A 26,480-nucleotide genomic window follows, 5' to 3' on the forward strand; every position below is an offset into this window, starting at 1 on the left:
CCTAGCGCCCATGCGTAACTTGCGCCAGGCCGTCCGCAAGGTCAATCGATACACCTTCACATAATCGGGAAAGATATGTTGAAATATGGCAAGAACAGGGCAATCGTGGCTATAATAAGACGCGGCCATGCGTATGCGGATGATTGTGGCGGGAATGGGGCGGCGCGCGTCTCGCATTTTCCGCCGGAATCGCAGAGATTGAAAACATGACTGCAAATCGCACGTTTTTTGAATTTTTCGCCGGCGGCGGCATGGCGCGGCTTGGTCTTGGGCCTGACTGGCGGTGTCTTTTCGCCAATGATATCGATCCGGAAAAATGCAGCGCCTATCGGGCTAATTTCGGCGGCGATGATCTGGTTGAACGCGATATCGCAGAACTATCAGCGGCGGATTTACCGGCAGAGCGCGCCGATCTGATCTGGGGTTCGTTTCCGTGCCAGGATTTATCGCTTGCCGGCGCGCGCGGCGGCATCTCGGCAAATCGCAGCAGCGCTTTTTTTCCTTTCTGGCGGCTGATCGAGGAATTGAACGCAGACGGGCGCGGGCCGCGCATCATCGCCATCGAAAACGTGACCGGACTGTTGACATCAAATAATGGAAACGATTTCGCTGGCGTCATTGAGCGGATAACGCAGGCAGGCTATGCGGCCGCCGCCTGCGTAACCGATTCGCGGTGGTTTACGCCGCAATCGCGCCCCCGGCTTTTTATTTTCGGTTTCGCGCCCGATGTCGCCCCGCCGCATTCGGATACGGGCCCGCAGGATGCGCTGGCGCCGCAAATTTTGTTGAACGCTTATGAACGCCTTGCCCCGGCGACGCAAAGCCGCTGGATCTGGCTGAACGGCGCACTTCCGAGAGGGCGCAATACGAGGCTTGCCGATATTATCGACTGGGGCGCGCCCGATTGGCATGAACCGGCCTATACGAACGCGCTCGTGGCCATGATGAGCGACAGACAGAAGCAAAGATTAAAGACGTTGATCAACAGCGGCGCGCGCAGAGCCGGTACGGCGTTCAGAAGAACGCGGATCGAAAACGGCGTCTCGGTGCAACGGGTCGAGGCGCGGTTTGACGGGCTGGCGGGATGTTTGCGAACGCCCGCTGGCGGGTCCTCGCGCCAGATCGTCTTCGCCATCGAAAACAGAACGCTGCGCTCGCGGCTCATCTCGCCCCGCGAGGCTGCGCGGCTTATGGGACTGCCGGACGATTACAGATTGCCGCCAGGAACGACGGCGGCGCTGAAACTCACCGGCGACGGCGTATGCGTTCCTGTGGTCCGCTGGCTGGCGGAAACCGTGTTCGAACCTGCGCTAAAAGTACACAGCGCCAAAAAAGTCGCGTGAAAAAACCAGAACGCACCGACGTCTTCTCAAAAGAAAAGCGCGCCGAGGTCATGCGCGCCGTCAAGAGCAAGGATACGAAGCCTGAAATAGCGCTTAGAAAAGCCCTGTTCGCCCTTGGTTATCGGTACCGTCTCAATGTCAGGGATATGCCGGGCAAACCGGATCTAGTGTTTCCAAAACACCGCACCGTGATTTTCATGCATGGCTGCTTCTGGCACGGTCATCATTGCAAACGCGGCGCGCGCCTGCCGAAAACAAATACTGATTACTGGCGGGATAAAATCGCCCGCAACCAGAAAAGGGATAAAAAGAACGCCGCCGCCCTGCGGAAACTCGGTTGGCGCGTCGTCACGGTGTGGGAGTGCGAACTTCGGTCTCTCAACCCCGCGGCGCTCTTGGACCCGGAAACCTAATCGCGATAGGCCGAATGGACCTGCCGGCCTTTTCGTTCAAAGCCGAACACGGCCGCCGCATCAGGCGTGGCGGACAAAATGCCCACGGCGCGCTGCTGGGCGCTGACGCCGTCGCACCGCTGTGAACAACGGCGAACGACACGGCCTGCGCCGTCCATTGCTTCGAAGAGATAGGTTGATTTACGCATAACGAGACTCCTTTCAAAGTCAGTTTTGTTGGTTTACGCAACATCAACAGCGCGATTAAATTCGCGTTCCCTCCGCTAACGGATTTTTTTAGTAAACGAAACGTTAAGCGCTTCTGTTGCGTGCGTCGTAGATCGTATTCAGAAGCGATTTAGCTTCGTCGCGCGGAAGGGCGCGAATTAACAAACACACTGTTTGCGTCTTCCATAAAACGCCGCCGTTGTTAACGAGGCGTTAAAAAACGCGCAATCCGATAATAACTTTTTGGAAAGAATTTTGAAAAACCAGACGGGCGGCTGCAAAGCGCAGCCGCCCGTCAAATAATAACGTCAGTACCGAATATATCGGCCGCCGATCAGGTTTCCTGCTGACTGGCGATCCATTGATCCACGCGACGCTCAAGAACGGAAAGCGGCATGGCGCCGCCGCCGAGCACCGTATCGTGGAACCCGCGAATATCGAATTCATCGCCAAGCGCCGTTTCAGCTTTTTCGCGCAGCTCGAGAATTTTCAGCATACCGACTTTATAGGCGGTCGCTTGTCCCGGCATCACAATGTAACGCTGAACCTCGGAACGAATCTGACCTTCCGCCGCCGGCGAGTTTTCCGTGAAATACGCGACCGCCTCTTCTTCAGTCCATCCCTTGGAGTGAAGCCCGGTATCGACCACGAGACGGATCGCGCGCCAGATCTCTGTCGTCAGCCGGCCGAAATCCGAGTATGGATCTTCATAGGCGCCCATTTCCTTGGCGAGCAGTTCCGAATAGAGCCCCCAGCCTTCGGAATAGACGGAAAACCCGGCCTGTGTTCTGAAATCGGGCACGCCGGTCAATTCCTGCGCGATGGAAATCTGCATGTGATGGCCCGGATTGCCCTCATGATAGGCGATCACTTCAAGCTGCGGGATCGGCATGGCGCCCATGTCGGAGAGATGCGCATAATAAATACCCGGACGCGAACCGTCGGGCGTGCCGGAAAAGTAATGCTGCGCGCCGCCGTCGCGTTCACGAAACGCCTCGACCCTTTTCACAATCAGGTCCGCCTTCGGCAGAATACCAAAGAAATCCGGCAGGCGCTGATCGATATAGGCGAGATATTCCTCCGCCGCCTCGATATAGCTGTTGCGGCCTTCATCCGTGTTCGGATAATAAAACTGCTCATCCTCGCGAACGAAGGTGAAAAATTCCTGCAAGCCTCCGTCAAAGCCGACTTCGTCCTTGATCGCCAGCATTTCATCGCGAATCCGCGCAACTTCATCCAGACCGAGCTGGTGGACTTCGTCCGCGGTCATGTCCGTCGTGGTGTAGTTGGCGAGCCGCTCCTTGTAAAAGGCCTCGCCGTCTGGAAGTTTATGAACGCCGGTAGCGATCTCGTCGGCGTTCGCGCGGTCTTCTTCAAGCCATGCGATCAGTTCGTCATAAGCGGGCTTGAATTCATTGACGAGGGCGTCGCGCGCTTCGGAACGCATGGTCTCCGCCTGTTCTTCATCGATGACGCCGTCATCGACAAGCTTGCTGATCTTGGTCTGCGCGTCAGACCAGAGCGGCGCTTCGCCTTCGCCCTCAAACGGGGCGCCCGTCACCAGCGCTTTTGACTGCTTGATGACGCCGTCATAAGCGAAATAAGGCGCGCGCACGCCCTCGCCGGCATTGGTTTGGGCCCGTTCTAGCGCCTGCCCAAGCGCGCGGGAAACGCCGCCGATCCGCGTGATATAGGCGTCCATATCCGCGCCCGTATCGACGCTGTGAAAGTTGATCAGGAAATTCGGCAGATTGGCGTGCGGGCCGCTCATCTGGTGAAATACGTAACCGCGCCGGCGGAACGGCCATGAGGCTTCCGCCTGCTCAAGCTGATAGGCGAAGATATCGTAAGATGTCTGCGCTTCCGGCGTCAGCGCGTCATAATCGAACTGACTTTCCATTTCCGCGACGGCGGCGCGGCGCCATTCGAGCTGTTCTTCCTCGCCTGCTTCAGAAAAATCATCGATCTCGTCATTATTTTCCTTCATGCCGAGATAGGTTTTGAACAGCGGCGAGAAATCGAGCTCCTCGTCCCATTTTTGCTCGAACCAGGCGTTGAGGCGTTCGGTTTCGGCCTCCATCGCCTCGGCGGTGGTTTCCGCATTGTCGCCAGCCCCCTCGCCCTGCGCCGCCGGTGTTTGCGTTGCATTTTCAGAGGCATCGTTATTCTGGCCGCACGCTGCGAGCGCAGTCGTGCCGAGTAGTGTGATAATGAGTTTGCGCATAACGCCTTCCTTCAGTTCTTCAGGGATGTAATCCATTGGATTGAGGCCGGAAGTCTCCGGCGCCTTTATTCAGTTATAATCACAGCGGCTGTTTAAAACGCTTCCGCGTCCAGCGCCATCATCGATTCCGAGCCGGCCTTGATCTTCGCCAGGTGCATGGATTTTTCCGGCAGGAGGCGGTCCAGGAAATATTTGCCGGTCGTGAGCTTGTTTTTGTAAAAATCATCGCCGGAGTCTTTTTTCTCAACAGCCGCTTTGGCCGACTGCGCCCAGGCGAGCGCAAGACAAGTCAGCGCAAACAGGCTGAGATAATCCATGGAGCTCGCGCCCGCATTATTGGGGTTCTGCATGGCGTTCGCCATGAACCACTGCGTGGCTTCGGCAAGATCCGCCTTGGCCGATGCGAGCCCGTCGAGAAACGGTTTCAAGTCTTCGTCGCCCTCATTGTCTTTCACGAATTCGTCGATATCGGCGAAGAACGTCATGATCGCGCGGCCGCCATCCTTGGGCAGCTTGCGCCCCACAAGATCCAGCGCCTGAATCCCGTTGGCGCCTTCATAGATCATGGCGATGCGCGCATCGCGCACGAACTGCTCCATGCCCCATTCCTGAATATAGCCGTGACCGCCCAATATCTGCTGCGCGTTGGTGGCGTGCCAGTAACCCTTTTCCGTAAGATAGGATTTCAACACCGGCGTCATCAGGCCCATATAATCATCCGCCTTCTGACGGGTGGCTTCGTCCTCCGCCTTTTTGTGCAGATCGCCCCACAGCGCGGACCAGTACATCCAGGCGCGCGCGCCTTCGGTGAACGCCTTGTGATCCATCAGCATGCGGCGCACGTCCGGATGAACGATAATGGGATCGGCGGGCTTGTCTTCGGCGACGGGCCCTGTCAGCGCCCGCCCCTGCAGACGGTCTTTCGCATAGGCTGCGCCGTTCTGATAGGCGACTTCCGAAATCGCCATACCCTGCAGGCCAACGCCAAGCCGCGCCTCGTTCATCATGGTGAACATGGCCTTGAGGCCCTTGTTTTCCTCGCCCAGCAAATAGCCGGTCGCTTCATCGTAATTCAGAACGCAGGTCGAGTTTGCGTGAATGCCCATCTTTTCTTCGATGGAGCCGCAGGTGACGCCGTTGCGTTCGCCGTTCGATTCATCTTCGTTGATGAAGAATTTCGGCACGATGAAAAGCGAAATACCCTTTACACCCTCAGGGGCGCCTTCAATCCTCGCCAACACGAGATGGATGATATTCTCCGTAAGGTCGTGCTCGCCGGCGGAAATAAAGATTTTCTGGCCGGAAATCTTGTAGCTCCCGTCGTCTTGCGGAACGGCCTTGGTTTTCAATAGCCCCAGATCCGTGCCGCAATGCGGCTCGGTCAGATTCATGGTGCCGCCCCATTCGCCGGAAATCATGTTCGGCAGATATTTCTGTTTCTGCGCGTCGCTGCCATGGGCATGGATCGCATCGGCGGCGCCGCGGGCGAGACCCGGATACATGCCGAACGCCATATTGGCCGCCGAGACCATTTCACTGACCGCCACGGCCAGAAGGTAAGGCAGGCCCTGCCCGCCATATTCCGGATCAAAGGAAAGACCCTGCCAGCCGCCTTCCTTGTAGGTGTTGTAGGCTTCCTTGAAGCCCTTCGGCGTCGTCACCGAACCGTCGTCGTGGCGGGTGCAACCTTCCTTGTCGCCCGACTGATTGATGGGATGGAGCACATTGGCGGCGAGCTTGGCCCCTTCCTCCAAAATCGCCTCGACGACGTCTTCACTGGCGTCTGCGAAACCCGGCAGGTTTGAATATTTCGAGACTTGCAGCACGTCGTTGAGAACGAACTGCATGTCTTTGAGGGGGGCGTTATATGTAGTCATCAATGCGTCTCCATCGGGAAATTTTGTCCGCAATGTAGTCGCGCGCCGCACGGGGGCAAAGCGCTGATCGCACAACAATCTGCAATTACCGGATTTTACCGCCCGCTTGCGCTGCGAATCACGCATAATTCGGCAGTGGAGATGGGGAATTCTTTTGGCTGCTTAAGGCTTTGCGGGTTGAACGAAGCAGCTTAACGGTCGTGTGTTCATCTGAGTGAATTGCGGCGTTTTCAGCGCCGGTCTGGACGAAAACGGGGAATTTCGCCGCTGCGGCTGCCCTTGAAGAAAACGGTGGAAAGCCATGAAATCGAATGCGCCCTGGAGCGTCAAAGGGATTGAACGCGACGCGCGCGAGGCTGCAAAGGAAGCCGCGCGGCGCGAAGGCATGACTGTCGGCGAGTGGCTGAACAACATGATTTACAGCCACGGCCAGTCCGGCGCCGCATCCGGCGGCGAGGTCGAGGGTCTGAAGCTGCGCGACATCGTCACCGCCATCGAACATCTCAGAAACCGCATCGTCGACGCCGAGAAAAAAAGCACGGAGACCGTCTCATCGCTGTCGCGCAATGTGGGCGGCGTGGTCGAGCGGGTGCAAAGGCTGGAACGGGTCAAACCGGCGCAGGGCACTTATGATGATCTTTCCGCCAGGCTGGAGAAGCTGGAAACGTCGGGCGGCGACCGCAATCGCATCGAAGCATTAAAGGCGCTGGAAAAAGCAGTCGCGCAGGTCGCGATGCAATTTTCCAATGCGCAAAAGACAACGCTGCACCGTCTCGATTCCGCTGAACAGCAATTGCAGGAATTCGCCGAACGCATTGACCGCATCGGGCTGGACGGTGACCCCGCAGACATCAAGGCCCTGAAAACGACCATTGAAGGTCTGGCCGAGCGCGTGACCCGCGCAGAAAAAGTCGCCGGCGAGGCCGCCGCCCTTAATGACGCGGCCGCATCTTCCGTCGATCCGGAATTTGTCGAACAGACCGGCGCCAGATTGCGCGTGCTGGGCGACGAGATCAAACGTGGCGGCGATCAGATCCGCGCATTTGAAACCGCCGTGTCGAGGCTTTCAGATCAGATCGAAGCGGCGGAGAAACGAAGCTCCGAAGGCGTGCAGAAAGTCGCCGAAACCATCGCCGATGTGCGCGAGCAAATTCTCAGCGAAGACGGCAAGGATGAAAACGCCGCCGCCGCGCTGGAAGCAAAGCTCGCCGCCGCACAACAGGAAACGGACCAGCGCCTTGCCTCGCTGCAGCATTCATTTGAGGAAATGAACGCGCGCGTCCAAACCCTGAACGAAGCCGCACGCGCTGCGCCCCGGCAACCGGCCGCCGGACCGGAACCGGAAGCCGAACCTGCGCCCGACCCCGCGGCGCAGGCCGCAAACCAAACGCCGGCGCAGGCAGCAAACCAAACGCCGGCGCCGAACGATGAGCCCGGTCTTGATGACATTGACGAAGCCGTCGCCGCGCTTGAAGCCGGTGACGACGCTCATGACGATGACAAGGAAGTAGATCCGTTCGCGTTTGACGACGATCTGGAAGCTGAGGCCGATAGCGAAGATAACGAAGAAGCGCTTGAGGATTTCAGTTTTCAGCTTGATGAAGACAGCGAAAGCGCGGCTGACGAAAATACCGGCGACGCAACCGCGCCCGACAGCGTTGGCGACGCACAGTCCCGTCTGGCGAAAGTGCGCAGCGCCCTTTCCGGCGAAGGATATGAATCCGCGGACCGCATTGATGCGGATACGCAGGACGATACTGACGAAGAAATCGCGGCGATGCTGGGCGATCTCGAAGAAGACGGATTCGCGATCACGGATCAGGACGAGGAAGACCGGCAGGCGCCGGAAACGGCCTCGCTGACGCCCGACAAGGAAGATGACGCTCCTCAAAGCGCCGATGAAGACGCCGCTGAAGATATTGACGCCACAGGCGCGGCAAACGCCGATGAAATGCAGGCGGCGGAAGAAACGACGGATAGCCCGCCTATGGCGGAACCGCCAGCGGAGGAAAATTATCTCGCCACCGCCCGCCGTCGCGCCAAGGAAGCCGCGGCAAGCCGTGAAGAGGAAGCAAAACGCCCGACGCGCAGGAATTTATCCGCCAAACAACGGGCTATTCTGGCCGCCCGCGCCCGGCAAAAACAACTGACGGCGAAGGCCGGCGATGATGAGGAACCCGCGGCGGCGGAAGATACCCGGCCGAGTTCGGTCAGGGATAAAAATAGTGAGCAGGCAAGCGAAGACCGCGACGATGACGAAACACCCACAGGCCGCTTTGCAAAAATATCCGCAGCGCTTTCCGCCGCACGCAGCCGGCTTGGCCGCAAGAAAGATGATGATGCTGACGCGGCGCCCGCCGCTAAAGACAAAGTCGCGGCGCCAGCCGCTGCTGTAGAAGAAACCCATGATGGCGACAGCGCAGGCCGCAACAATGACCGCGCCGCTCTTGAGAATCTGAAAGCCACATCATCGGCCCGGCCGGTGACTTACGCCTTGCTCGGGGCGATCATTCTGGCGTTCGTCGCGCTCGCCTGGCTAATGAAGGATTTTATTTTTCCATCCGGCGACAGCGGAGAGAACACGCCGGCGGTTACGCAGACGGCGCAGCCCGCAACGCCGTCCACAGCCGAAGATGCGTCAACCGCCGCAGCAACGGATCTTCCCGCCGTGCCCGAGGCGCCCGCAATCGATCCGCAAGCTTTGTACCTTGAAGCCATGCGCGGTCTCAGCGCGGCGGACACCGAGACCGCCGCCAGTGAAGCGATCAGCAAACTGCAGGATGCAGCGGCGCTTGGCTCCCCGCCGGCGCAACTTCAACTGGGCGAACTTTATAAAACCGGCCAGGGGGTCGAACAGGACGCCTCCCAGGCGCGCGTCTGGTTCCGGCGCGCAGCAAATGGCGGCAACGTTCTGGCGATGCACCGCCTGGGCGTCATGACTGCGCGCGGCGATGGCGGCGCGGCGGACACAGCTTCCGCCATTGGCTGGTTTGAACAGGCGGCGAACTTCGGTCTCGTCGATTCCCAGTATAATCTCGGCGCAATTTATCATCCGACGGAAAACGGCGGCGGCGTGCAGGACGCTGAGGAAGCCTATTACTGGTACTCGCTTGCTGCGCGCAATGGCGACGATGCGGCGGAGCCTCTGGCCGCCGGCATCGGCGCAAGCCTGACAGACGCAGAACGAACCGCTGTCGATCAGCGCGTTTCCGATTGGTCGGCGCTTGACACGGACCCCGCAGCCAACGCGCTCAGCGAAGGCTGAAACATCTCTGCGAGTTTTCTTGCGGGCGCGCGCCCGCCGCGCTTATAAGGCCAGCCATTCGCGGTTTTTGGTTGGCTTTTTAAAAGATGCAGCTTTATCTCCCCATAGCGGAGATCCCGGTCGATCCATTTGTGATCGTCGCCATGGGCGCCGCGGTGGGTTTTCTTTCCGGAATGTTCGGCGTAGGCGGCGGGTTCTTGATGACGCCGCTTCTGATTTTTTACGGCATTCCTCCTGCGGTGGCGGTTGGAACCGAAGCCTCGCAGATCGTCGCGTCTTCCGTCTCCGGCGTCCTGGCGCATTTAAAACGCAAGACTGTCGATTTTCAGATGGGCGGGTTTCTCGTCGCCGGCGGCGCCTTCGGCTCTCTAGCCGGTATTCTTATTTTCCGCGCCTTGCGCGCGAGCGGCCAGATCGAAATCGCCATTTCAATTTCCTACGTTTTGTTTCTGGGCGTCATCGGCGCCTTGATGATGATGGAAAGCGTGCGCGCCCTGTTGCGCGCGCCGGAGCAGAAACGCAAACGCCGCAAGCGGCGCAGCCCGGCATGGATGGCCTCGCTGCCGTTCGCCATGCGGTTTCGCACGTCGGGTCTTTATATCAGTCCGTTGCCGCCGATCGTGCTTGGTTTTTGCGTCGGTATTCTGGCCGCCATCATGGGCGTCGGCGGCGGCTTCATCATGGTCCCGGCGATGCTTTACATTCTGAACATGCCGACGAATGTCGTTGTGGGCACGTCGCTGTTTCAGATCATTTTCGTCACGGCCATCACCACGGTGCTGCACGCTGCGGCGAACCAGACCGTCGATGTCGTGCTTGCATTGCTCTTGCTCGCCGGCGGCGTTATCGGCGCGCAGTTCGGTGCGCGCGCGGGCGTGAAATTAAAAGCGGAGCAATTGCGCGCCCTCCTGGCGCTGATCGTTCTCGCCGTCTGCGCTAGGCTCCTGATCGGGCTGGCGCTGCCGCCGGATTCGCCGTTCATTCTGGAGACGGCGTCATGATGCGCATTTTTGCTGTCATTTCGCTATTAATATTGCCGGCGGCGCCGGCTTCGGCGGCGAACATCAACATCGCCTTCACGGATGACAGCGTGGAAGTCGATACCGGGTTTTCAGGCGCGCGTCTGACGCTTTTCGGCGCGGTGACGGGCGTGGAAAATCCGGAAAATGAAATAGACATCGTTTCCGTCATCCGCGGGCCGGATACGCGGTTCGAACTTCGACAGATGGAAAAATCAAATCTGATCTGGACTCCGGGAAAAGCGCGCGCCGTTGACGGCGCGCCAGGACTTTACCTGACATACGCCACCAGAAATGTCGGCGACATCGCGCCGCTGCCGACACAGGCGGCTTATCGTTTGCGGGCGGATTTTCTCAATCTCGACATCGGCGGCGAAGCGGCCGCCGGCGCGCCGCCGGATACTCGCGAAAACTTACTATACGGCAAGGCTTTTCTTTCCGAAGCTGAAAAGCTCGGCATTTATCGTGCGCATACCGGCGGCGTCGAATTTAAAAAGGGCGAACTTTTCACGATCCATGTCGATCTGCCGGCGAATACGCCGGTCGGCGCCTACGCTGTTTCAGTTTTTCTATTCCGTGACGGCGAAGTGCTGGATTCCGATGTTGCGACCCTCACGGTCAACAAAGTCGGCGCGGAGCGGCGCATCTACGAATTCGCACACAACCGCCCCGTGTCTTACGGCATAGCCTGCGTCGTCCTTTCACTTTTCGCCGGCTGGATTGCGAGCCTTGCATTTCGCAAATAGCTTTTTTCCGCTAGGCTGAACCTTACTGTCAGGTATGGGGGACCGGGATGGCGCGGAACAGGCAACAGGAAGAAATGACGCGTCTGGGGTTTTACGGCCTGACGCCGTTCATTGTCTCAGCCGCAGCGCTCTGGATCAGCCCGTTTATTCTGCCGCTTGGGCTCGCGCTTGATTTTCATCATCTGGCGCTCGTCTACGGCGCGATAATCGTCGCCTATCTTTCCGGCGCGGGCGCCGGCGTGACCCTGGCGCCGACGCAAAAGCTCCGTGAATCGTTTCTGCCGGGCCAGCTTATTACGCTCACGGCGTTCGTCGCTGTCATTCCAGACGGCGTCTTGTTTATGACGCTGGGCGCCGCCTGGCGTCATCTCGTGATCTTGATCCTATTGATTTATCTCCTCTTGCGCGATCTGAACGCGACCTCGGCCGGGCTTTTTCCAAAATGGTACGGCGCGCTGCGCACGAGACTTACTTTATGGGCGAGTCTTTCTATTCTGCTGATCATCATCCGGCTCCTGACCTGGGGCTATTATTAAGAACCTGAATGAACGCAGAAACGCTTGACCAGCTGACGATCGCGCTCGATCCCGCGGCGCAGATCATGCTCGCCGGCGCCATTGTCGTCATGATGTTTGCGATCGCGCTGGGACTGAAGCCGGAACACTTCGGTTTTTTACGGACGCACAAAAAGCTTTTCTTCGGCGGGCTCGCCGCGCAACTGGTCGCGCTTCCCGTCATGACGATTGCGCTCGCCGCCATACTCTCGCCGCCGCCGTCCATCGCGCTCGGCATGATCGTCGTCGCAGCCTGCCCCGGCGGTAATGTCTCGAACTTCATGACCTGGGGCGCGCGGGGCGACACCGCTTATTCGGTCTCGCTCACGGCGGGGTCGAGCGTCGTCGCGGCGCTGTGGACGCCAGCCGCGATTTTGTTGTGGTCGCAGTTATATGCGCCCACCGCGAGTCTGCTCGACACCATCGCGTTCAACCGCCTCTCATTCATCCTGCAGACCACAGCCATGCTCGCCGCGCCGCTCGCGCTCGGCATGGCGGCCGCGCGCTATTTTCCGAAAGCCGCTGAAAAATTCCGCAAACCGCTGGCGCTGTTCGGCGGCGGCGTTCTGGCGTTCGTCATTATCGACGGCGTTATGGATTTCTGGCCGCTGCTGGTTGAGGGCTGGACGCTGATCGCGATCCCTGTGATCGCCCATAACGCCTGCGCCTTCGCGCTCGGCGCCGGCGCCGGGCGTTTGCTTGGCGCGAACGACGCGCGGCGGCGGTCCCTCACCTTCGAAGTCGGCATTCAAAACGCCGGACTCGCCGTTGTCCTCTTACTCGCGCAACTGAACGGTCTTGGCGGCGCGGCGGCGATTGCGGCTGCATGGGGCGTTTGGCACTTCTTCTCCGGCGGCGTTATGATCGCGCTGTTCCGAACGCTCGACGCTAGAAAGACGAGGCAGACATGACATTCGATCTCAAAATTACCGGCGGCCTTATTTATGACGGCGACGGCGGCGATCCGGTGCGCGCCAATATCGCCGTCAAGGACGGCAGGATCGCGGAGATCGGCGCCTGCGACGGCGCGGCGGCGCAAACGATTGACGCCGAGGGCGCCATCGTGACGCCGGGCTTTGTCGATCTGCACACGCACTATGACGGGCAGATCACCTGGGATCAGGAACTGAAACCTTCCGTCAATCACGGCGTGACCACCATCATCATGGGCAATTGCGGGGTCGGCTTCGCGCCGGTGAAAAAGACTGACCATGACCGCCTCGTGCGCCTGATGGAAGGCGTTGAAGATATTCCGGGTACGGCGCTACATGAAGGGCTCACCTGGGACTGGGAGACCTTCCCCGAATATATGGATGCGATAGACGCAACGCCGCATACTATCGATTTCGGCGTGATGATCGGCCACGACCCCGTTCGCGTTTACGCCATGGGCGAGCGGGCGAGCGCGTTTGAGCAAGCCAATGATGATGATATCGCGCAAATGCGCCGCATCGTGCGCGAGGCCATGGAGGCGGGCGCCGCCGGTTTCTCCATCGGCCGCACGGATGTGCACCGCACAGCGGACGGCGACTGGACGCCGAGCGCGGAAGCGAACGAGAAAGAACTGACGGCGCTTGCCGGCGCGCTGGCCGATCTCGATCACGGCGTGTTGCAGATCGTCAATGACTTTAATCTCGAACGTGAAGGCGATCAGTTCGACGAGGAATTCAAACTCGTTGAACGCTTCGTGCGGGCGGGCAAGGACAAGCCCGCCTCGATCTCCCTCATGCAGCGCGACATGGCGTCTGACGACTGGCGGCGCATTCTTGATGAGACAGACCGGCTGAATAAAGACGGCGTCGATTTCAACGTACAGGTGGCGCCGCGCGCCATCGGCGTCTTTCAGGGACTGCAATGCACCTTCCACCCGATCATGGCGCAGCCGAGTTACATCGCCATTAAAGACAAGTCGCTGGAAGAGCGCGTTCAAATCATGCGCGATCCCGAATTCAAGCAAAAATGCCTCGCCGAAACGCCGGTGAAGCTTGCGGGGCCCGGTTCCTCCGTGCCGCCCATCGCCGATGTGATGATCGCCGCCATCGAAATGGTCGCGAACAAGTTCTTCCGCCTCGGCGAGAACCCGGACTACGAACAGCCGCAGGATCAGTCGCTAGGCGCGGAGGCGCGACGCGACGGCGTTTCCGCCATGGAAAAACTTTACGACACGCTGCTGGAGCTTGACGGCAAACAGCTCATCTATTTTCCGATCTATAACTACACCGATTTCAACTACGAAAATGTGCGCGCGATGATGACTCACCCCAAGGCGCTGCCCGGCCTTTCCGACGGAGGCGCCCATGTGGGCACCATCTGCGATGCGAGTTTTCCGACTTATCTCCTGACGCACTGGTGCCGCGACCGCGCGCAGGGCCAAATTCCGTTACAGCGCGCGATCCAGATGCTCACTTCTGACGGCGCGGATTATCTGCGTCTGAAAGATCGCGGACGGTTGAAGGTCGGCCTTCGCGCCGACATCAACATTATCGATCACGATAAACTGCACCTCGGCCCGCCGCGCATGGTGAAGGACCTGCCCGCCGGCGGCCAGCGTTTGCTGCAACCCGTCTCCGGTTACCGCGCGACGTTCGTGAAGGGCGAACAGGTGGTTGCGAATGATGAGGTTACAAACGCAAGGCCAGGAAGGCTCGTGAGGTTCGGGTGATGTTACTGCCGAACCCAAATAATGCGTTTTTGTCGGCTGTGATTGATAACCTGAAGAAACGTACAAAGTCTCTAAAGCAAAAATGGTTTAAACCTGTTTGCGATCGAATAATCATCCGGGAAGATTCACGGGAGATTGAAGCGCTTGAACTAAAATTAAATTTAGCAACTAGCATCGGAACCCTCTCTTATTCCGCTCAAATATATGAAGATAGATGGGTAAGAATCACCGCTCGAAAATCTATCGGGCAATCTTTGAAATGGGACTGGAGCATCGAAGGACGCTTGCTCGATGAAGAATATTGTCAAGAGCTTGTATCTTCTATCGAAAAGACCAGTGATCTGATTAGCGTCTTCAGTGAGTCTGATCATTTAAACGATGAGCAGCGAATCGAACTAGAAAACATATGGCGTGGATTCTTGGCCAGCGGCCGCCTTCGAAGCGTTACCTAGTTTGTTACGAGAAACCACATGAACTTCACCTTCGACACTGTCCCGCAGATCATTTTTGAAACCGGCGCGGCTGCGCGTCTCGGGCAAATCGTCAGTGCCCGCATGCAGCGGCCCTTCGTCGTCACCGACAAGGGCGTCATCGCCGCCGGACTGATTGACGGCGCATTGAAAAGCCTTGAGGCCGCCAGTCTCGATTACGCGTTGTTCGACGGGGTGGAGGCGGACCCGCCGGCGAAAGTCGTGCGCGGCGCCATTGACGCAGCGCGCGCGCATGAATGCGACGGCGTGATCGGTTTCGGCGGCGGTTCCTCCATGGATACGGCGAAGGTCATTGCCTGCCTGATCAATTCGACGCAAAGCCTCGAAGACATATACGGCATGGACATGGTTAAGGGTGAGCGCGTCCCGCTCGTGCTCCTCCCGACCACCGCCGGCACGGGCTCGGAAGTCACCAACATCTCCGTCATCACCTCAGATGACGATCAGAAAATGGGCGTCGTTGCGCGCCAGCTTTACGCCGATATCGCCGTGCTTGACGCGGCGCTGACGCTTTCCATGCCGCGCCATGTCACCAACGCCACCGGCATCGACGCCATGGTGCACGCGATTGAGGGCTACACGTCGAAACTGAAAAAGAACCCCGTCTCCGACGCGCTGGCGAAAGAGGCGTTGCGGCTCCTCTCCTCCAACATCGTCCGCGCCTGCGAGGCGCCGGACGACATCAAGGCGCGCGAGGCGATGCTGCTCGGCGCCATGCTGGCGGGCCAGGCGTTCGCCAACGCGCCGGTCGCCGCCGTGCACGCCCTCGCCTATCCGCTTGGCGTGCATTTTCATGTGCCGCACGGGCTCGCCAATTCGCTGATGCTGGCGCCGGTCTTGCGGTTCAACGCGTCGGTCGCCGCGCCGCTTTACGCCGAGCTGGGCGATGTCATCGGCGCGCATGACACGGGCAGTTTTGAATCCCGCTCCGAAGCCTTTGTCGCCAAAATGACGGAGATTTGCGCCGCCACGGGCGTTGCGAACAAGCTTTCCGATGTCGGCGTTTCGCACAATGTGCTGCCGAAACTCGCCGAGGACGCCGCGAAAATCGAACGGCTGATGAAAAACAACCCGCGCCCGGTCACCGAAGCCGACTGCCTCGCGCTTTATACGGAAGTTCTTTGAGGTTGTAGGTGGGAGGTTCTAGGTGGTAGCAGGAAATCGAATTCACACTCTACGACCTACACACCACAACCTATAAACTTAAACAGCGATGCCCTCGACAACTACACGTTTGAACTACAAACACTTCCTCCCCCTGCAAACGCGCTGGGCCGATAACGACATTTACGGTCACGTCAACAATGTCGCCTATTACGGCTATTTCGACACCATCGTGAATGAATACCTTATCGGCGCCCGCGCGCTCGATATTCACGAGGGCGACGTCATTGGCCTTGTGATCGAAACGGGCTGTAAATATTTCGCCCCGCTGGAATTTCCGCAAAAGCTCGAAGGGGCGCTTCGCGTCGCCCATATCGGCAATTCTTCCGTGCGCTATGAACTGGCGATCTTCAAAGCGGGTGAAAACACGCCCGCCGCCGAAGGCCATTTCGTTCATGTCTATGTGGATCGCGAAACGCGGCGGCCGGTACGATTGCCGGATGGGTTTCGGGCGGCGCTGGAGAAACTTACTTAGGTAGTTTTTCCCAAGCATCTCTCGACTGATCAGGAATCTGCCAACGACGAATGTCTCCTTTGTCGGGATGTTTTTGATTCCACTCGGATTTATCCCACAGTTTTTGCGCTTCTTGTGTTGTCAACACAAACATCTCTATTTGCGCGGGAGAAGGAAAGTCTGTCGGATCCCTTGGTGCAGAAACAAACACCCAAAAATCGCTGCAAGACAGGTCAGGTCTGGTTCGTACAAACCACGTCGGCCGCTTACTCCTATCGGCTTTCACTTCCACACAAAACCGATTCCCATTTGAGCTTATTACTAATAAATCCCGTTGTCTGGCATTATTGTTTGTCGGCTCAACTGCATACCCTAATGACGCAAGTTTTTCTGCGACCAGCACCTCACCGATAGCGCCAGTGGATTTTATTAATATGCTTTCGAGCAATTTAGGATGGCGCTTTGCTAGTGCTACTATGTCCATAGACTTTTCTAGAACTCTTTTCGTTGCTGCCCAATCGTCGTCCTGTGCAACAGCCGCGCATGACCGTCATAGCCGCCGGTGGCCATATGGAGAACCGAGCGGTTGTCCCACATCACCAGCATGTTCTCGCGCCATTTGTGCCTGTACTGATACTCCGGCCGCGTCTGCCAAATATAGAGTTCGGCAAGCAGCGCCATGCTTTCCGTCTCGCTCATGCCTTCAATGCCGACAATGTATCCGACGCAACCGAACACGCCTTCGCACCCGGTTTCAGGGTGTTTACGAATAATCGGATGCTTATGCTCCGCCGTCAGCGCCTCGTCCGAGGCGCGAATATCCATAGAGCGTTTTTCGCGATCCGCATCACCGTAGACGCCTTCCTTCGCATACGGAACACGGGCGGAATGGATGGCGATCTTGCCTTCCAGTTTTGCGCGCAATTCATCCGGCATCTGTTCCAGCGCCAGATGCTGGTTGGCGAACAAGGTATCGCCGCCCGTTGGCGGAATGGTTATAGCGTAGAGGCATGTCCCCGCCGGCGGCGTCGCCTGAAAGCTCCAGTCGGTGTGCCAGTTTTCGGCGAACACGGGCGCGGTTTCATTCGCCTCGCGCTTGACGGCGATGATGTGGTCGCGGCCGGGAATCGGCGCAATGAACGGATCCTCGCCGAACGGCCCGAAACTCAGCGTGAACCGTTCGAGATCGTCGTCGCTCATGGCCTGACCGGGAAAGGCGAGCACATGATGTTCCAGCCACGCCGCGCGAATTTTCGAGACCGTTGCATCGTCCAGCGGTTCCGACAGATCGACGCCGGTGACTTCCGCGCCGCATGCATGACCTGAAGGCGTAACTTTCATGAAAAGTCCCTTAAGTTGTGCGCTCCCGACAATAACGCCGGCGCATGAAAGGACCAACCGTTTGAGCTGTTAAAGTATCCGCGCGTCGAGATCGACTTTCGCCACCTGATATCCGCGCATCAGATCGTCGATATGGCGCGTCATCCAGCGGGTGGCTTTTCCTTCGTCGCCCGCCTCCAGCGCTTCGATGATTTCGGCTTGCGCATCCTCGATGCGTTTTTTCGCCTGCGGCGTTCTTCCAATCACGAGCGCAAGGCTGGCGCCGATCATCATGTTCAGGGATTGCAGCATGGCGAGCATGACGCGGTTGTCGAGCCCCGCCGCAATCGTCTGAAAAAATTCAACGGCGCTTTCCACGATCACATCGCCGTTGTCGCCGCCGCGCAGGCGCGCATTGATGGCGCGCAACTCGCCAATGGATTCCGCCGAAAGCTGCGTCGCCGCCGCCTTCGCCGCCTGCGGATAGAAAAGCGCCAGCGTCTCCCACACTTCGCGGAAAGTCGCGCCGCCATGGGCGAGGCTTTTACTGGCGGTTGCGGCGATTTCCGAAATTTTCGGCGCGCGCACGACAAGGCGCTTGGCGGGCCCCCGCTCGACAAGGCCGGACTGTTCAAGCAGCCTGATCCCTTCGCGCACCGAAGAACGCGTGACGCCGAACTGCTCGCAAAGCGCGCCCTCGGTCGGCAGCAGCGCGCCCTCGGCGAGCGCGCCGGAGAGGATATCTTCCTCAATGGCGCGACTGACTTTTACGTAGACAGGTTCGCGATCAAGCGTTTTGAACGTGTGGCTCATCGGAATTTAAGCGCTCTTTTGAAAAATCTCGCGGCCAATCAGCATCCGGCGGATCTCGCTGGTGCCGGCGCCGATTTCATATAATTTGGCGTCGCGCAACAAGCGGCCTGTGGGATATTCATTAATATACCCGTTGCCGCCGAGGAGCTGGATCGCGTCGAGCGCGACCTGCGTCGCCTTTTCCGCCGCATACAATATACAGCCCGCCGCGTCCTGCCTGGTGGTCTCCCCCCGGTCGCAGGCCTGCGCCACGGCGTACACGTAAGCCTTGCAGGCGTTCATCGTCGTATACATGTCGGCGATTTTTCCCTGCACAAGCTGGAACTCGCCGATGGATTTGCCGAACTGTTTGCGGTCATGAATATACGGCACGACGACATCCATGGCCGCCTGCATGATGCCGAGCGAGCCGGCGGAAAGCACCGTCCGCTCGTAATCCAGCCCGCTCATCAGGATGCGTACGCCGTCGCCCTCTTCGCCGATGCGGTTTTCCGCCGGAACTTCGCAATTTTCGAACACCAATTCGCCCGTGTCCGAACCGCGCATGCCGAGCTTGTCGAGTTTTTGCGCTGTTGAATATCCCTTGAAATCCTTTTCGATAATGAAGGCCGAAATACCGCGAGAGCCCTTGTCCGGGTCAGTCTTGGCGTACACTACGACCACATCGCCGGTCGGGCCGTTGGTTATCCACATCTTGTTGCCGTTCAGAATATAACGGTCGCCTTTCTTCTCTGCACGGAGCTTCATGGAGACAACGTCGGAACCGGCGCCGGGCTCGGACATGGCGAGCGCGCCAAGATGTTCGCCGGATATCAGTTTCGGCAGATAACGCTCTTTTTGTTCACGGCTGGCGTTCAGGCTGATCTGGTTCACGCAGAGATTTGAATGCGCGCCGTAGGACAGCCCCACCGACCCTGAGCCGCGCGAGATTTCCTCCATGGCGACGCAATGCGCCACATAGCCAAGGCCGGTGCCGCCGAAATCCGGATCAGCCGTGATCCCGAGAAGACCCAGCTCGCCGAGCGCCGGCCACAGATCGCGCGGAAATTCATTGCTTTCGTCGATCTCGGCTGCGCGGGGCGCGAGCTTCTCATCGACCCAGCGGGCGATCATATCGCGCATTTCCTCAAGTTCCGGGTCGAGGCCGAAATTGAAATTGAGACTGTTTGAACGGGCCATTGGCGTCTCCTCACCCGGCTTTTGTGGGGATTTAAGCCGGAATTTCATCTATAATATCCCATTATCACATCTTGCGATTGTCGGACAACCCGTGATAGAGGGCCGAAAGATTAAAAATTCAGGCGGCGGGCGTCGCGCTTTGCTAGACCGGCAAGGAAAGTAAGCCGGCAGAAAACAAAAAGGACCCAGATGTCTGTCATTCAGTCCGCGATCGATCCGCGCTCAGAGAGCTTCGCCGCCAACCGGCGGGCCATGCAAAAGCTGGTGGATGAACTCCACGAGAAAATGGATCGGGTCGCCGAGGGGGGCGGCGCCCGGTACGCTGAACGTCACAAACAGCGCGGCAAGTTACTTGCGCGCGAGCGCGTCTCGCGATTGCTCGACGCAGGCGCGCCATTTCTGGAGCTTGGCCAGTTCGCCGCGTGGGAAATGTATTCCGGTGACGTGATGAGCGCGGGCGTTGTCGCCGGGATCGGCCGTATCGCGGGCGTAGAATGCATGATCGTCGCCAACGACCCGACGGTAAAAGGCGGCACCTATCACCCGATGACGGTGAAAAAGCATTTGCGCGCGCAGGAAATCGCCCTCGAAAACCGCCTGCCCTGCATCTATCTCGTGGAATCAGGCGGCGCGTTCTTGCCGATGCAGGACGAAGTTTTTCCGGACAAGGACGATTTCGGCCGCATCTTTTACAATCAGGCGAATTTATCGGCGCGCGGCATCCCGCAGATCGCCATCGTGCATGGTTCCTGCACCGCTGGCGGCGCTTATGTACCGGCCATGTCCGATGAAGCCGTCATCGTCAAAAAACAGGGGACGATTTTTCTGGGCGGCCCGCCGCTCGTCAAAGCCGCCACCGGCGAGGTTGTTTCCGCTGAAGATCTCGGCGGCGGCGATACGCATACACGCATTTCCGGCGTCGCCGACCATCTTGCGGAAGACGATGATCATGCGCTGGGCCTCGCCCGCAATATCGTCAAGCGCCTGAACTGGGTGAAACAGGGCGAAGTGACCCTCGTTGAGCCCGTCCCGCCCGCCTATGCCCCCGAAGAGATATACGGCGTCGTCGAAGCCGATGCGAGGAAGCCCTATGACGCGCGAGAGATCATCGCGCGCATCGTTGACGGCTCCGACTTTGACGAATTCAAGCCGCTTTACGGATCGACCCTGGTCACCGGGTTCGCGCGTCTGCATGGCTTTCCGGTGGGCATTCTCGCCAATAACGGCATTCTTTTTTCAGAGAGCGCGAAAAAAGGCGCACACTTTATCGAGCTGTGCTGCCAGCGGAAAATCCCGTTGATCTTTCTACAGAACATTACCGGCTTCATGGTGGGCCGCGCTGCAGAAGAAGGCGGGATCGCGAAAGACGGCGCGAAACTCGTCACAGCCGTCGCCACAGCGGGGGTGCCGAAATTCACCGTCGTCGTCGGCGGGTCTTACGGCGCAGGCAATTACGGCATGTGCGGGCGCGCCTACGGCCCGCGCTTCATGTTCATGTGGCCGAATGCGCGCATCTCCGTCATGGGCGGCGAACAGGCGGCGAGCGTTCTCGCCACAGTCCGCCGCGACGGCCTGCGCGAAGGCGAGGAATGGTCCGCCGGAGAGGAAGAAGAATTCAAAAACAAAATCCGCGATGATTATAACGCGCAGGGCTCTCCATATTATTCCTCCGCGCGGCTATGGGACGACGGCATTATCGATCCGGCGCAGACGCGCGACGTGTTGGGCCTTTGCATTTCCGCATCGCTCAATGCGCCGGTCGAGCAAACGCGCTTCGGCGTCTTCAGGATGTAATAAACGAAGGATTATGACGCCATGCGCGACGCCCCTTCCCGATCGTTGCATTTGATGCCGGAGCGCTCGAGCCCGCTCATCAAATGCTCCGCACACGCTGGATCGTCCTCAATCAATTCCATCAGCGGCAGCGACATTTGCCGCGCAGCCGCTTTCGCCATGTTTAAGTTGTCGTATGATTCCGGTTCGCGACCGAGAAGAATGAGACCGGCAAACTCCTCGCGCTGTTCGGATTCAAGGCCTTCAAGAAGACCTTTGATTTCCGCGCGGTTTCCATCATCCTGGCCATCGACCAGCGCATCGTCCATGCGCGTGGAATTGGGCTCGCCCTCATCAACATCGTTAGACGCCAAAACGTCCGGACCGGCGAGTTCTTTTCCGTGCAGGCGGCGAATTTTATACACAAGCGCGCACGCCGTATCGGGATCGAGAATCATGGCGGGAATCTCCATTGTTTGCTTATGGCGCAAACACGCCCGGCGTGCGAAAGTTCGTAAAAATCAACGCGCGACGCCGGCGATGGCGGCAATAATCCAAGTCGCGCGGACAGGGAGAGAGATATGCACAGACACGCCGGCTTTCATGACGCCGCCAACACAGTGCGGGAGGATTAAACTATGAGCGAACAAGTCCTCATCACCACTATCGACCAGCGCGGCGTCGCGCGGCTGACCATGAACCGGCCGGACATTCGCAATGCGTTCAACGAGGAACTGATCGGCGGCATCTGCGACGCCATGGGACGTTTAAATTCCGATCCGAATGTGCGCGCCATCGTGCTCACAGGCGCAGGCAAGGCGTTTTCCGCCGGCGCCGACCTCAACATGATGAAGCGCGCCGCGAAATATTCCGCTGCAGAAAACAAGGACGATGCGCGCCGACTGGCGCATATGTTGTCGTCGATTTATCATTCAGCGAAGCCGACTGTGGCGCTCGTCAACGGGCCGGCCATGGGCGGCGGGCTTGGCCTTATCGCAGCCTGCGATATTGCGATCGGCGCGGACACGGCTTTTTTCGCCCTCTCCGAAGTGCGCGTGGGCCTTATTCCCGCGGTGATTTCACCATATGTAATTCAGGCGATCACCGTTCGCCAGGCGCGGCGCTATTTCCTGTCAGGCGAGCGATTTGACGCAAAGCACGCGGCCGACATGGGATTGCTGCACAAGGCAGTCCCGGCGGAGACGTTAAATGACGCGCTGGACGCCCTTTTAAATGAACTACTGGCGTGCGGACCCGGCGCGCAAACGCTCGCCAAGGAGCTGATCCGCAAGGTCGCCTATCAGCCCCTTGCTGACGCGGTGACGGAAGCGACCGCCGGCATGATCGCAAAGACGCGCGCCAGCGACGAAGGCAAGGAAGGCATCGCCGCCTTTCTGGAAAAACGCAAACCAAACTGGTCAGGAGACTAAATGTCATTGGGTCATGTGATCCGCAAAGTGAAGCTTGAAGACCGCGACGCTATTTTGGCGGTGCTGACATCTGCGTTTGAACGCGATTCCGAAGCGCTGCTGGTTGAAAATCTGTGGGCGGAACACGCCATACAGTTTGAACGGCTGGCTGAAGTCGGCGGCGTCGTCATCGGCTATTGCGCATTCAGCCGCGTGACGTGCAAGCCCGCACTTTCCGGCCTGCTCCTTGGCCTTGGTCCCATCGCAGTGGCGCCGGAGCATCAGCGCCAGGGCGTTGGGGCAGCGCTGATCAAGGAAGGTTTGAAGCTCTGCCGGGAAAACAGCGCCAGATTAATCGCTGTCCTTGGCGATCCGGGTTACTATGCCGCTTTTGGATTCGAACCGGCGTCAAAAAAACGAATGAGCTGGGCGGGTTTTGACGCAGGCGACGCGTTTCGCGTTATCACGACCGACGGCGATGACCTTGACGGCGTCAAGCCTGACGACATCCGCACCATTCATTATCACGCCGCTTTCGATGCGGTAAGTTGACCGCCGCGCACACAGAAGGACCCGTCACATGACGCACGCTTTATTGATCCCGGTCGTCGCTCTCGTGGCGTGGACGCTGATTATGTGGGTGTGGATGCTGGCGACCCGCCTGCCCGCCATGCGCAAAGTAAAAATGCACCCGCAGGCGGCGAAACACACCGGCGCTGGCAGCACTGATGAATTGCCGTCCGAGGTTCGCCAGGTCGCTGATAATTACAACCACCTGATGGAGCAGCCGACACTCTTTTACGCGCTGGTTCTGGCCATCGCCGTCGGCGGTTTCGCACAGATGCTCGATGTCTGGCTGGCCTGGGGATACGTCGCCTTGCGCATCGCCCATTCGATCCTGCAGGCGACGGTCAATATCGTCATGTACCGGTTTTATCTTTTTGTCGCTTCGACATTTCTTTTGATCATGCTGGCGGCGCGCACCTTAACGGCCTTTTTGCTGATATAATGGAAACACCAATGTTCAAAAAAATTCTCATCGCCAATCGCGGGGAAATCGCTGTTCGCGTCGCCCGGACCGCGCGTCAGATGGGCGTCGCCACCGTCGCGGTTTATTCCGACGCTGACAAAGGCGCGCCGCATGTGCGCGCCTGCGACGAGGCCGTTCATATCGGCGCTTCGCCGGCGGCTGAGAGTTATCTGCGCAGTGAAAAGATCATCGACGCCTGCAAAAAAACCGGCGCAGAGGCGGTTCATCCGGGCTACGGGTTTTTATCGGAAAATGCTGATTTCGCCGACGCGCTTGAAAAAGCCGGGATCGTTTTCATCGGTCCAACTTCCGAGACTATCAACGCCATGGGGTCGAAATCGGCGGCGAAAGACCTGATGGAAGCCGCCGACGTACCGACGACGCCCGGTTATCAGGGCGAAGATCAATCAGTCACGGTTTTCAAGAAAGAGGCCGAACGCATCGGCTATCCCGTGCTGTTGAAGGCCACCGCCGGCGGCGGCGGCAAGGGCATGCGCATGGTGGAAGCCGAAAGCGATCTTGAAGACGCCCTGAAATCCGCACAGCGCGAGGCGAAGTCCGCCTTCGGCGACGACCGTTTCCTGATCGAAAAATACGTGACGAAAGCGCGTCACGTTGAGGTGCAGATTTTCGGCGACGGCATGGGCGCGGTCGTGCACATGTTCGAGCGCGACTGCTCCGTGCAGCGCCGCCACCAGAAAGTGATCGAGGAGGCGCCCGCCCCGAACATGCCAGCGGCGACGCGCGCAAAATTGTTGCAGGCCGGCGTCAACGCCGGCAAGGCGGTGAACTATCGCGGCGCGGGAACGGTTGAGTTTTTATACGATGAAGAAGCGGACGCGGTTTATTTCATGGAAATGAACACACGCCTGCAGGTGGAGCATCCCGTTTCGGAAATGATCACCGGGCTCGATTTTGTCGAATGGCAATTTCGGATCGCCGCCGGCGAAGGCCTGCCGCTCGCGCAAGACGACATTACCGAATCCGGGCATGCCTTTGAGGCGCGGCTATATGCGGAAAATCCCGCGCAGAATTTCGCACCGTCCATCGGAACCCTGACGACATTGAACCTGCCGCATGAAACAGCGCGGATCGACTCCGGCGTAGTCGAAGGTCAGGAAATCACGCCCTATTACGACCCCATGATCGCGAAAGTGATCACTTACGGCGCAACGCGCGCAGAAGCGCTTGGCGCCATGCGGGCCGCGCTGAAGGAGACTCGCGTCGCCGGGCTGGAGACCAACGCACAATTCCTGCATGCGCTCGCTGCGGAAGACGATTTCATCAAGGGCGATGTCTCGACGCGCTTCATTGAAGAGCATGAAGCTTCGCTCTTTCCCGAACAGAAGCTCGACAATCGCGTGCTCGCCGCGGCGCTGCTGGCAAAACATCTCGACGCGAGAAAAGACTGCGGCGCCGACCCGTGGGAGTCGCTCACCGGGTTTCGTCTCAACCGTCCGCAAAAGGCGGTCTACTGGCTGACCATGAATGGCGAGGCCGCGCTTGCGACGCTGAACCGGACGCTCACCGGCGTCGATGTCACTATTGAACCTGACGCAGCCGCCGCCGCGCGCCGCGAGGGTCGCGAATTACAGGCGCCGATCGTTTTTTCGTTTACGCCGCCGGCAAGTATAAATGACGGTTTGCGTCTCTCCGTCGATGGCGAAACCTTTGTCGCGAATACGGCGCCCCATAACGGCAAGACCCGCATCTGGATCGGCGCCGATCATTGGGACGTCGAATATCCAGACCCGTTCTCCGGCCTGTCGTCGCACCATTCGAGCGAAGGCTCTCTGACGGCGCCCATGCCGGGCGTCATCACCGTGCTCTCGGCGAAGCCCGGCGACGCGGTCGAGGCCGGCAAGCCGCTCCTTGTCATGGAAGCCATGAAAATGGAACACGCCATCAAGGCGCCCTTCGACGGTGTCGTCAAAGCGTACAAGTTCAGCGCCGGCGATCAGGTGAAAGACGGCGACTTACTGGTGGAGTTTGAGGAAAGCGCGTAAAGATTAATTTTGGTGGCGGAAATGCTGACTAATAGAACATACGCTCACTTCGAGCGGTTTCTTATAGTATGCGGGAACCAGAATTCTGGGAAAAGTACTCTCCTCAGATCAATGTTTATTGATCCCAGAATCGACCCTCAACAAACGCCATGCACCGCAAGACGCCCACCCATAGTGGCGCTTTCAAATGAGAGGTGTTTAGCCTTTCGGATAGCTTCTCCACATGAAAGAGGACTAACACTCGAGGAATTCATGGAGTCAATTTACAAGACGGCTTGTAATGCTTGGAACCGCTATTGGCGAGTTAATTTTGCATGTGCAATGCAGCCATTTTCGGCGAATAACATGCCGAGTATAACTACTGTTTGCAAAGAACTAAACCGGGTTTTTCAACCAGAAAGAATACGTGTAGTACAAATCGACCCTACTCAAGACGGAAGTTCTGGTTCATTGTTATCGCTTAGTGCGGTTTCCTCTCTCATACAAATGAATGTCGAAGTAACTACGATAGACGCGCGCAGACACAGCAAC

General features: G+C 58.5%; 24 protein-coding genes. 16 read left to right on the top strand and 8 right to left on the bottom strand.

Translation table 11 applies throughout. From position 1 onward, the window contains the following. The first annotated feature begins 206 nt into the window (after window positions 1–206). Together ACQK2Q_RS10055 and ACQK2Q_RS10060 are read left to right on the top strand one after the other, a co-directional pair. Window positions 207–1,343 carry a DNA cytosine methyltransferase gene (locus ACQK2Q_RS10055; RefSeq protein WP_425409611.1) on the top strand — a complete coding sequence of 379 codons (1,137 nt, stop codon included), beginning with the start codon at window positions 207–209 and terminating at the stop codon, window positions 1,341–1,343. After that, complete coding sequence (locus ACQK2Q_RS10060) at window positions 1,340–1,756, top strand: very short patch repair endonuclease (protein WP_425409612.1); 417 nt, start codon at window positions 1,340–1,342, stop codon at window positions 1,754–1,756. The genes ACQK2Q_RS10055 and ACQK2Q_RS10060 overlap by 4 nt, the downstream gene beginning before the upstream one ends. Here the strand turns inward: ACQK2Q_RS10060 and ACQK2Q_RS10065 are convergent. The 3 genes from ACQK2Q_RS10065 to ACQK2Q_RS10075 form a co-directional block, all read right to left on the bottom strand. Beyond that, entirely contained in the window at window positions 1,753–1,944 is a 192-nt protein-coding gene (locus tag ACQK2Q_RS10065) for a hypothetical protein (RefSeq protein ID WP_425409613.1), read from the bottom strand. The two genes, ACQK2Q_RS10060 and ACQK2Q_RS10065, sit on opposite strands and share 4 nt — an antisense overlap. A 353-nt stretch (window positions 1,945–2,297) precedes the next feature. After that, window positions 2,298–4,187 carry a DUF885 domain-containing protein gene (locus tag ACQK2Q_RS10070; RefSeq protein WP_425409614.1) on the bottom strand — a complete coding sequence of 630 codons (1,890 nt, stop codon included), beginning with the start codon at window positions 4,185–4,187 and terminating at the stop codon, window positions 2,298–2,300. A gap of 92 nt (window positions 4,188–4,279) precedes the next feature. Beyond that, complete coding sequence (locus ACQK2Q_RS10075; RefSeq protein WP_425409615.1) at window positions 4,280–6,064, bottom strand: acyl-CoA dehydrogenase C-terminal domain-containing protein; 1,785 nt, start codon at window positions 6,062–6,064, stop codon at window positions 4,280–4,282. A gap of 301 nt (window positions 6,065–6,365) precedes the next feature. Between ACQK2Q_RS10075 and ACQK2Q_RS10080 the strand changes: the two genes are divergently transcribed. From ACQK2Q_RS10080 to ACQK2Q_RS10120, 9 genes are all read left to right on the top strand, one after another. Then, complete coding sequence (locus ACQK2Q_RS10080; RefSeq protein ID WP_425409616.1) at window positions 6,366–9,329, top strand: hypothetical protein; 2,964 nt, start codon at window positions 6,366–6,368, stop codon at window positions 9,327–9,329. Between the two features lie 86 nt (window positions 9,330–9,415). Then, a complete protein-coding gene (locus ACQK2Q_RS10085; RefSeq protein ID WP_425409617.1) occupies window positions 9,416–10,330 on the top strand; it encodes a sulfite exporter TauE/SafE family protein in 915 nt (304 codons plus the stop codon). Beyond that, window positions 10,327–11,094: a TIGR02186 family protein gene (locus ACQK2Q_RS10090; RefSeq protein WP_425409618.1), complete on the top strand. Its 768-nt coding sequence runs from the start codon at window positions 10,327–10,329 to the stop codon at window positions 11,092–11,094. Before ACQK2Q_RS10085 ends, ACQK2Q_RS10090 begins: the two co-directional genes overlap by 4 nt. A 47-nt stretch (window positions 11,095–11,141) precedes the next feature. Continuing rightward, the gene (locus tag ACQK2Q_RS10095) at window positions 11,142–11,630 is read left to right on the top strand and encodes a DUF3429 family protein (RefSeq protein WP_425409619.1); all 489 of its coding nucleotides are present in this window, start codon (window positions 11,142–11,144) and stop codon (window positions 11,628–11,630) included. A gap of 8 nt (window positions 11,631–11,638) precedes the next feature. Further along, complete coding sequence (locus ACQK2Q_RS10100) at window positions 11,639–12,559, top strand: bile acid:sodium symporter family protein (protein ID WP_425409620.1); 921 nt, start codon at window positions 11,639–11,641, stop codon at window positions 12,557–12,559. After that, window positions 12,556–14,310 carry an N-acyl-D-amino-acid deacylase family protein gene (locus ACQK2Q_RS10105; protein ID WP_425409621.1) on the top strand — a complete coding sequence of 585 codons (1,755 nt, stop codon included), beginning with the start codon at window positions 12,556–12,558 and terminating at the stop codon, window positions 14,308–14,310. The genes ACQK2Q_RS10100 and ACQK2Q_RS10105 overlap by 4 nt, the downstream gene beginning before the upstream one ends. Beyond that, a complete protein-coding gene (locus ACQK2Q_RS10110) occupies window positions 14,310–14,762 on the top strand; it encodes a hypothetical protein (protein WP_425409622.1) in 453 nt (150 codons plus the stop codon). Before ACQK2Q_RS10105 ends, ACQK2Q_RS10110 begins: the two co-directional genes overlap by 1 nt. Before the next feature lie 18 nt (window positions 14,763–14,780). Continuing rightward, window positions 14,781–15,926: an iron-containing alcohol dehydrogenase gene (locus ACQK2Q_RS10115; RefSeq protein ID WP_425409623.1), complete on the top strand. Its 1,146-nt coding sequence runs from the start codon at window positions 14,781–14,783 to the stop codon at window positions 15,924–15,926. A gap of 88 nt (window positions 15,927–16,014) precedes the next feature. Continuing rightward, window positions 16,015–16,440 (top strand): acyl-CoA thioesterase, encoded by a 426-nt coding sequence (locus tag ACQK2Q_RS10120; protein ID WP_425409624.1) that lies wholly within the window; start codon window positions 16,015–16,017, stop codon window positions 16,438–16,440. On the opposite strand, the gene ACQK2Q_RS10125 is transcribed toward ACQK2Q_RS10120, so the two are convergent. The 4 genes from ACQK2Q_RS10125 to ACQK2Q_RS10140 all read right to left on the bottom strand — a co-directional run bounded on the left by ACQK2Q_RS10125 (window position 16,433) and on the right by ACQK2Q_RS10140 (window position 19,731). Then, window positions 16,433–16,903, bottom strand: coding sequence for a nuclease-related domain-containing protein (locus ACQK2Q_RS10125; RefSeq protein WP_425409625.1), 471 nt, complete (start codon window positions 16,901–16,903; stop codon window positions 16,433–16,435). The two genes, ACQK2Q_RS10120 and ACQK2Q_RS10125, sit on opposite strands and share 8 nt — an antisense overlap. Before the next feature lie 8 nt (window positions 16,904–16,911). After that, window positions 16,912–17,760, bottom strand: a complete 849-nt coding sequence (locus tag ACQK2Q_RS10130) for a TauD/TfdA dioxygenase family protein (RefSeq protein WP_425409626.1) — start codon at window positions 17,758–17,760, stop codon at window positions 16,912–16,914. Window positions 17,761–17,829: 69 nt separating this feature from the next. Next, window positions 17,830–18,552, bottom strand: a complete 723-nt coding sequence (locus ACQK2Q_RS10135) for a FadR/GntR family transcriptional regulator (protein WP_425409627.1) — start codon at window positions 18,550–18,552, stop codon at window positions 17,830–17,832. Between the two features lie 6 nt (window positions 18,553–18,558). Beyond that, window positions 18,559–19,731, bottom strand: a complete 1,173-nt coding sequence (locus tag ACQK2Q_RS10140) for an isovaleryl-CoA dehydrogenase (RefSeq protein WP_425409628.1) — start codon at window positions 19,729–19,731, stop codon at window positions 18,559–18,561. A gap of 189 nt (window positions 19,732–19,920) precedes the next feature. Here ACQK2Q_RS10140 and ACQK2Q_RS10145 point away from each other — a divergent pair, with 189 nt between their 5' ends. Then, complete coding sequence (locus tag ACQK2Q_RS10145; protein ID WP_425409629.1) at window positions 19,921–21,525, top strand: carboxyl transferase domain-containing protein; 1,605 nt, start codon at window positions 19,921–19,923, stop codon at window positions 21,523–21,525. Between the two features lie 11 nt (window positions 21,526–21,536). Here the strand turns inward: ACQK2Q_RS10145 and ACQK2Q_RS10150 are convergent, their stop codons facing one another. Next, window positions 21,537–21,962 carry a DUF3775 domain-containing protein gene (locus ACQK2Q_RS10150; RefSeq protein WP_425409630.1) on the bottom strand — a complete coding sequence of 142 codons (426 nt, stop codon included), beginning with the start codon at window positions 21,960–21,962 and terminating at the stop codon, window positions 21,537–21,539. A gap of 180 nt (window positions 21,963–22,142) precedes the next feature. Here ACQK2Q_RS10150 and ACQK2Q_RS10155 point away from each other — a divergent pair, with 180 nt between their 5' ends. The 4 genes from ACQK2Q_RS10155 to ACQK2Q_RS10170 are packed head-to-tail and all read left to right on the top strand — an operon-like array spanning window position 22,143 to window position 25,949. Next, window positions 22,143–22,934 carry an enoyl-CoA hydratase/isomerase family protein gene (locus tag ACQK2Q_RS10155; RefSeq protein WP_425409631.1) on the top strand — a complete coding sequence of 264 codons (792 nt, stop codon included), beginning with the start codon at window positions 22,143–22,145 and terminating at the stop codon, window positions 22,932–22,934. After that, window positions 22,935–23,465: a GNAT family N-acetyltransferase gene (locus ACQK2Q_RS10160; protein WP_425409632.1), complete on the top strand. Its 531-nt coding sequence runs from the start codon at window positions 22,935–22,937 to the stop codon at window positions 23,463–23,465. 28 nt (window positions 23,466–23,493) lie between these two features. Beyond that, a complete protein-coding gene (locus ACQK2Q_RS10165; protein WP_425409633.1) occupies window positions 23,494–23,922 on the top strand; it encodes an MAPEG family protein in 429 nt (142 codons plus the stop codon). 11 nt (window positions 23,923–23,933) lie between these two features. Beyond that, window positions 23,934–25,949 carry an acetyl/propionyl/methylcrotonyl-CoA carboxylase subunit alpha gene (locus ACQK2Q_RS10170; protein WP_425409634.1) on the top strand — a complete coding sequence of 672 codons (2,016 nt, stop codon included), beginning with the start codon at window positions 23,934–23,936 and terminating at the stop codon, window positions 25,947–25,949. The last annotated feature ends 531 nt before the right edge of the window (window positions 25,950–26,480 follow it).

The sequence above is a fragment of the Hyphococcus sp. genome (genome assembly GCF_965228385.1).
In the GTDB taxonomy this organism is placed as follows: Bacteria; Pseudomonadota; Alphaproteobacteria; order Caulobacterales; family Parvularculaceae; genus Hyphococcus.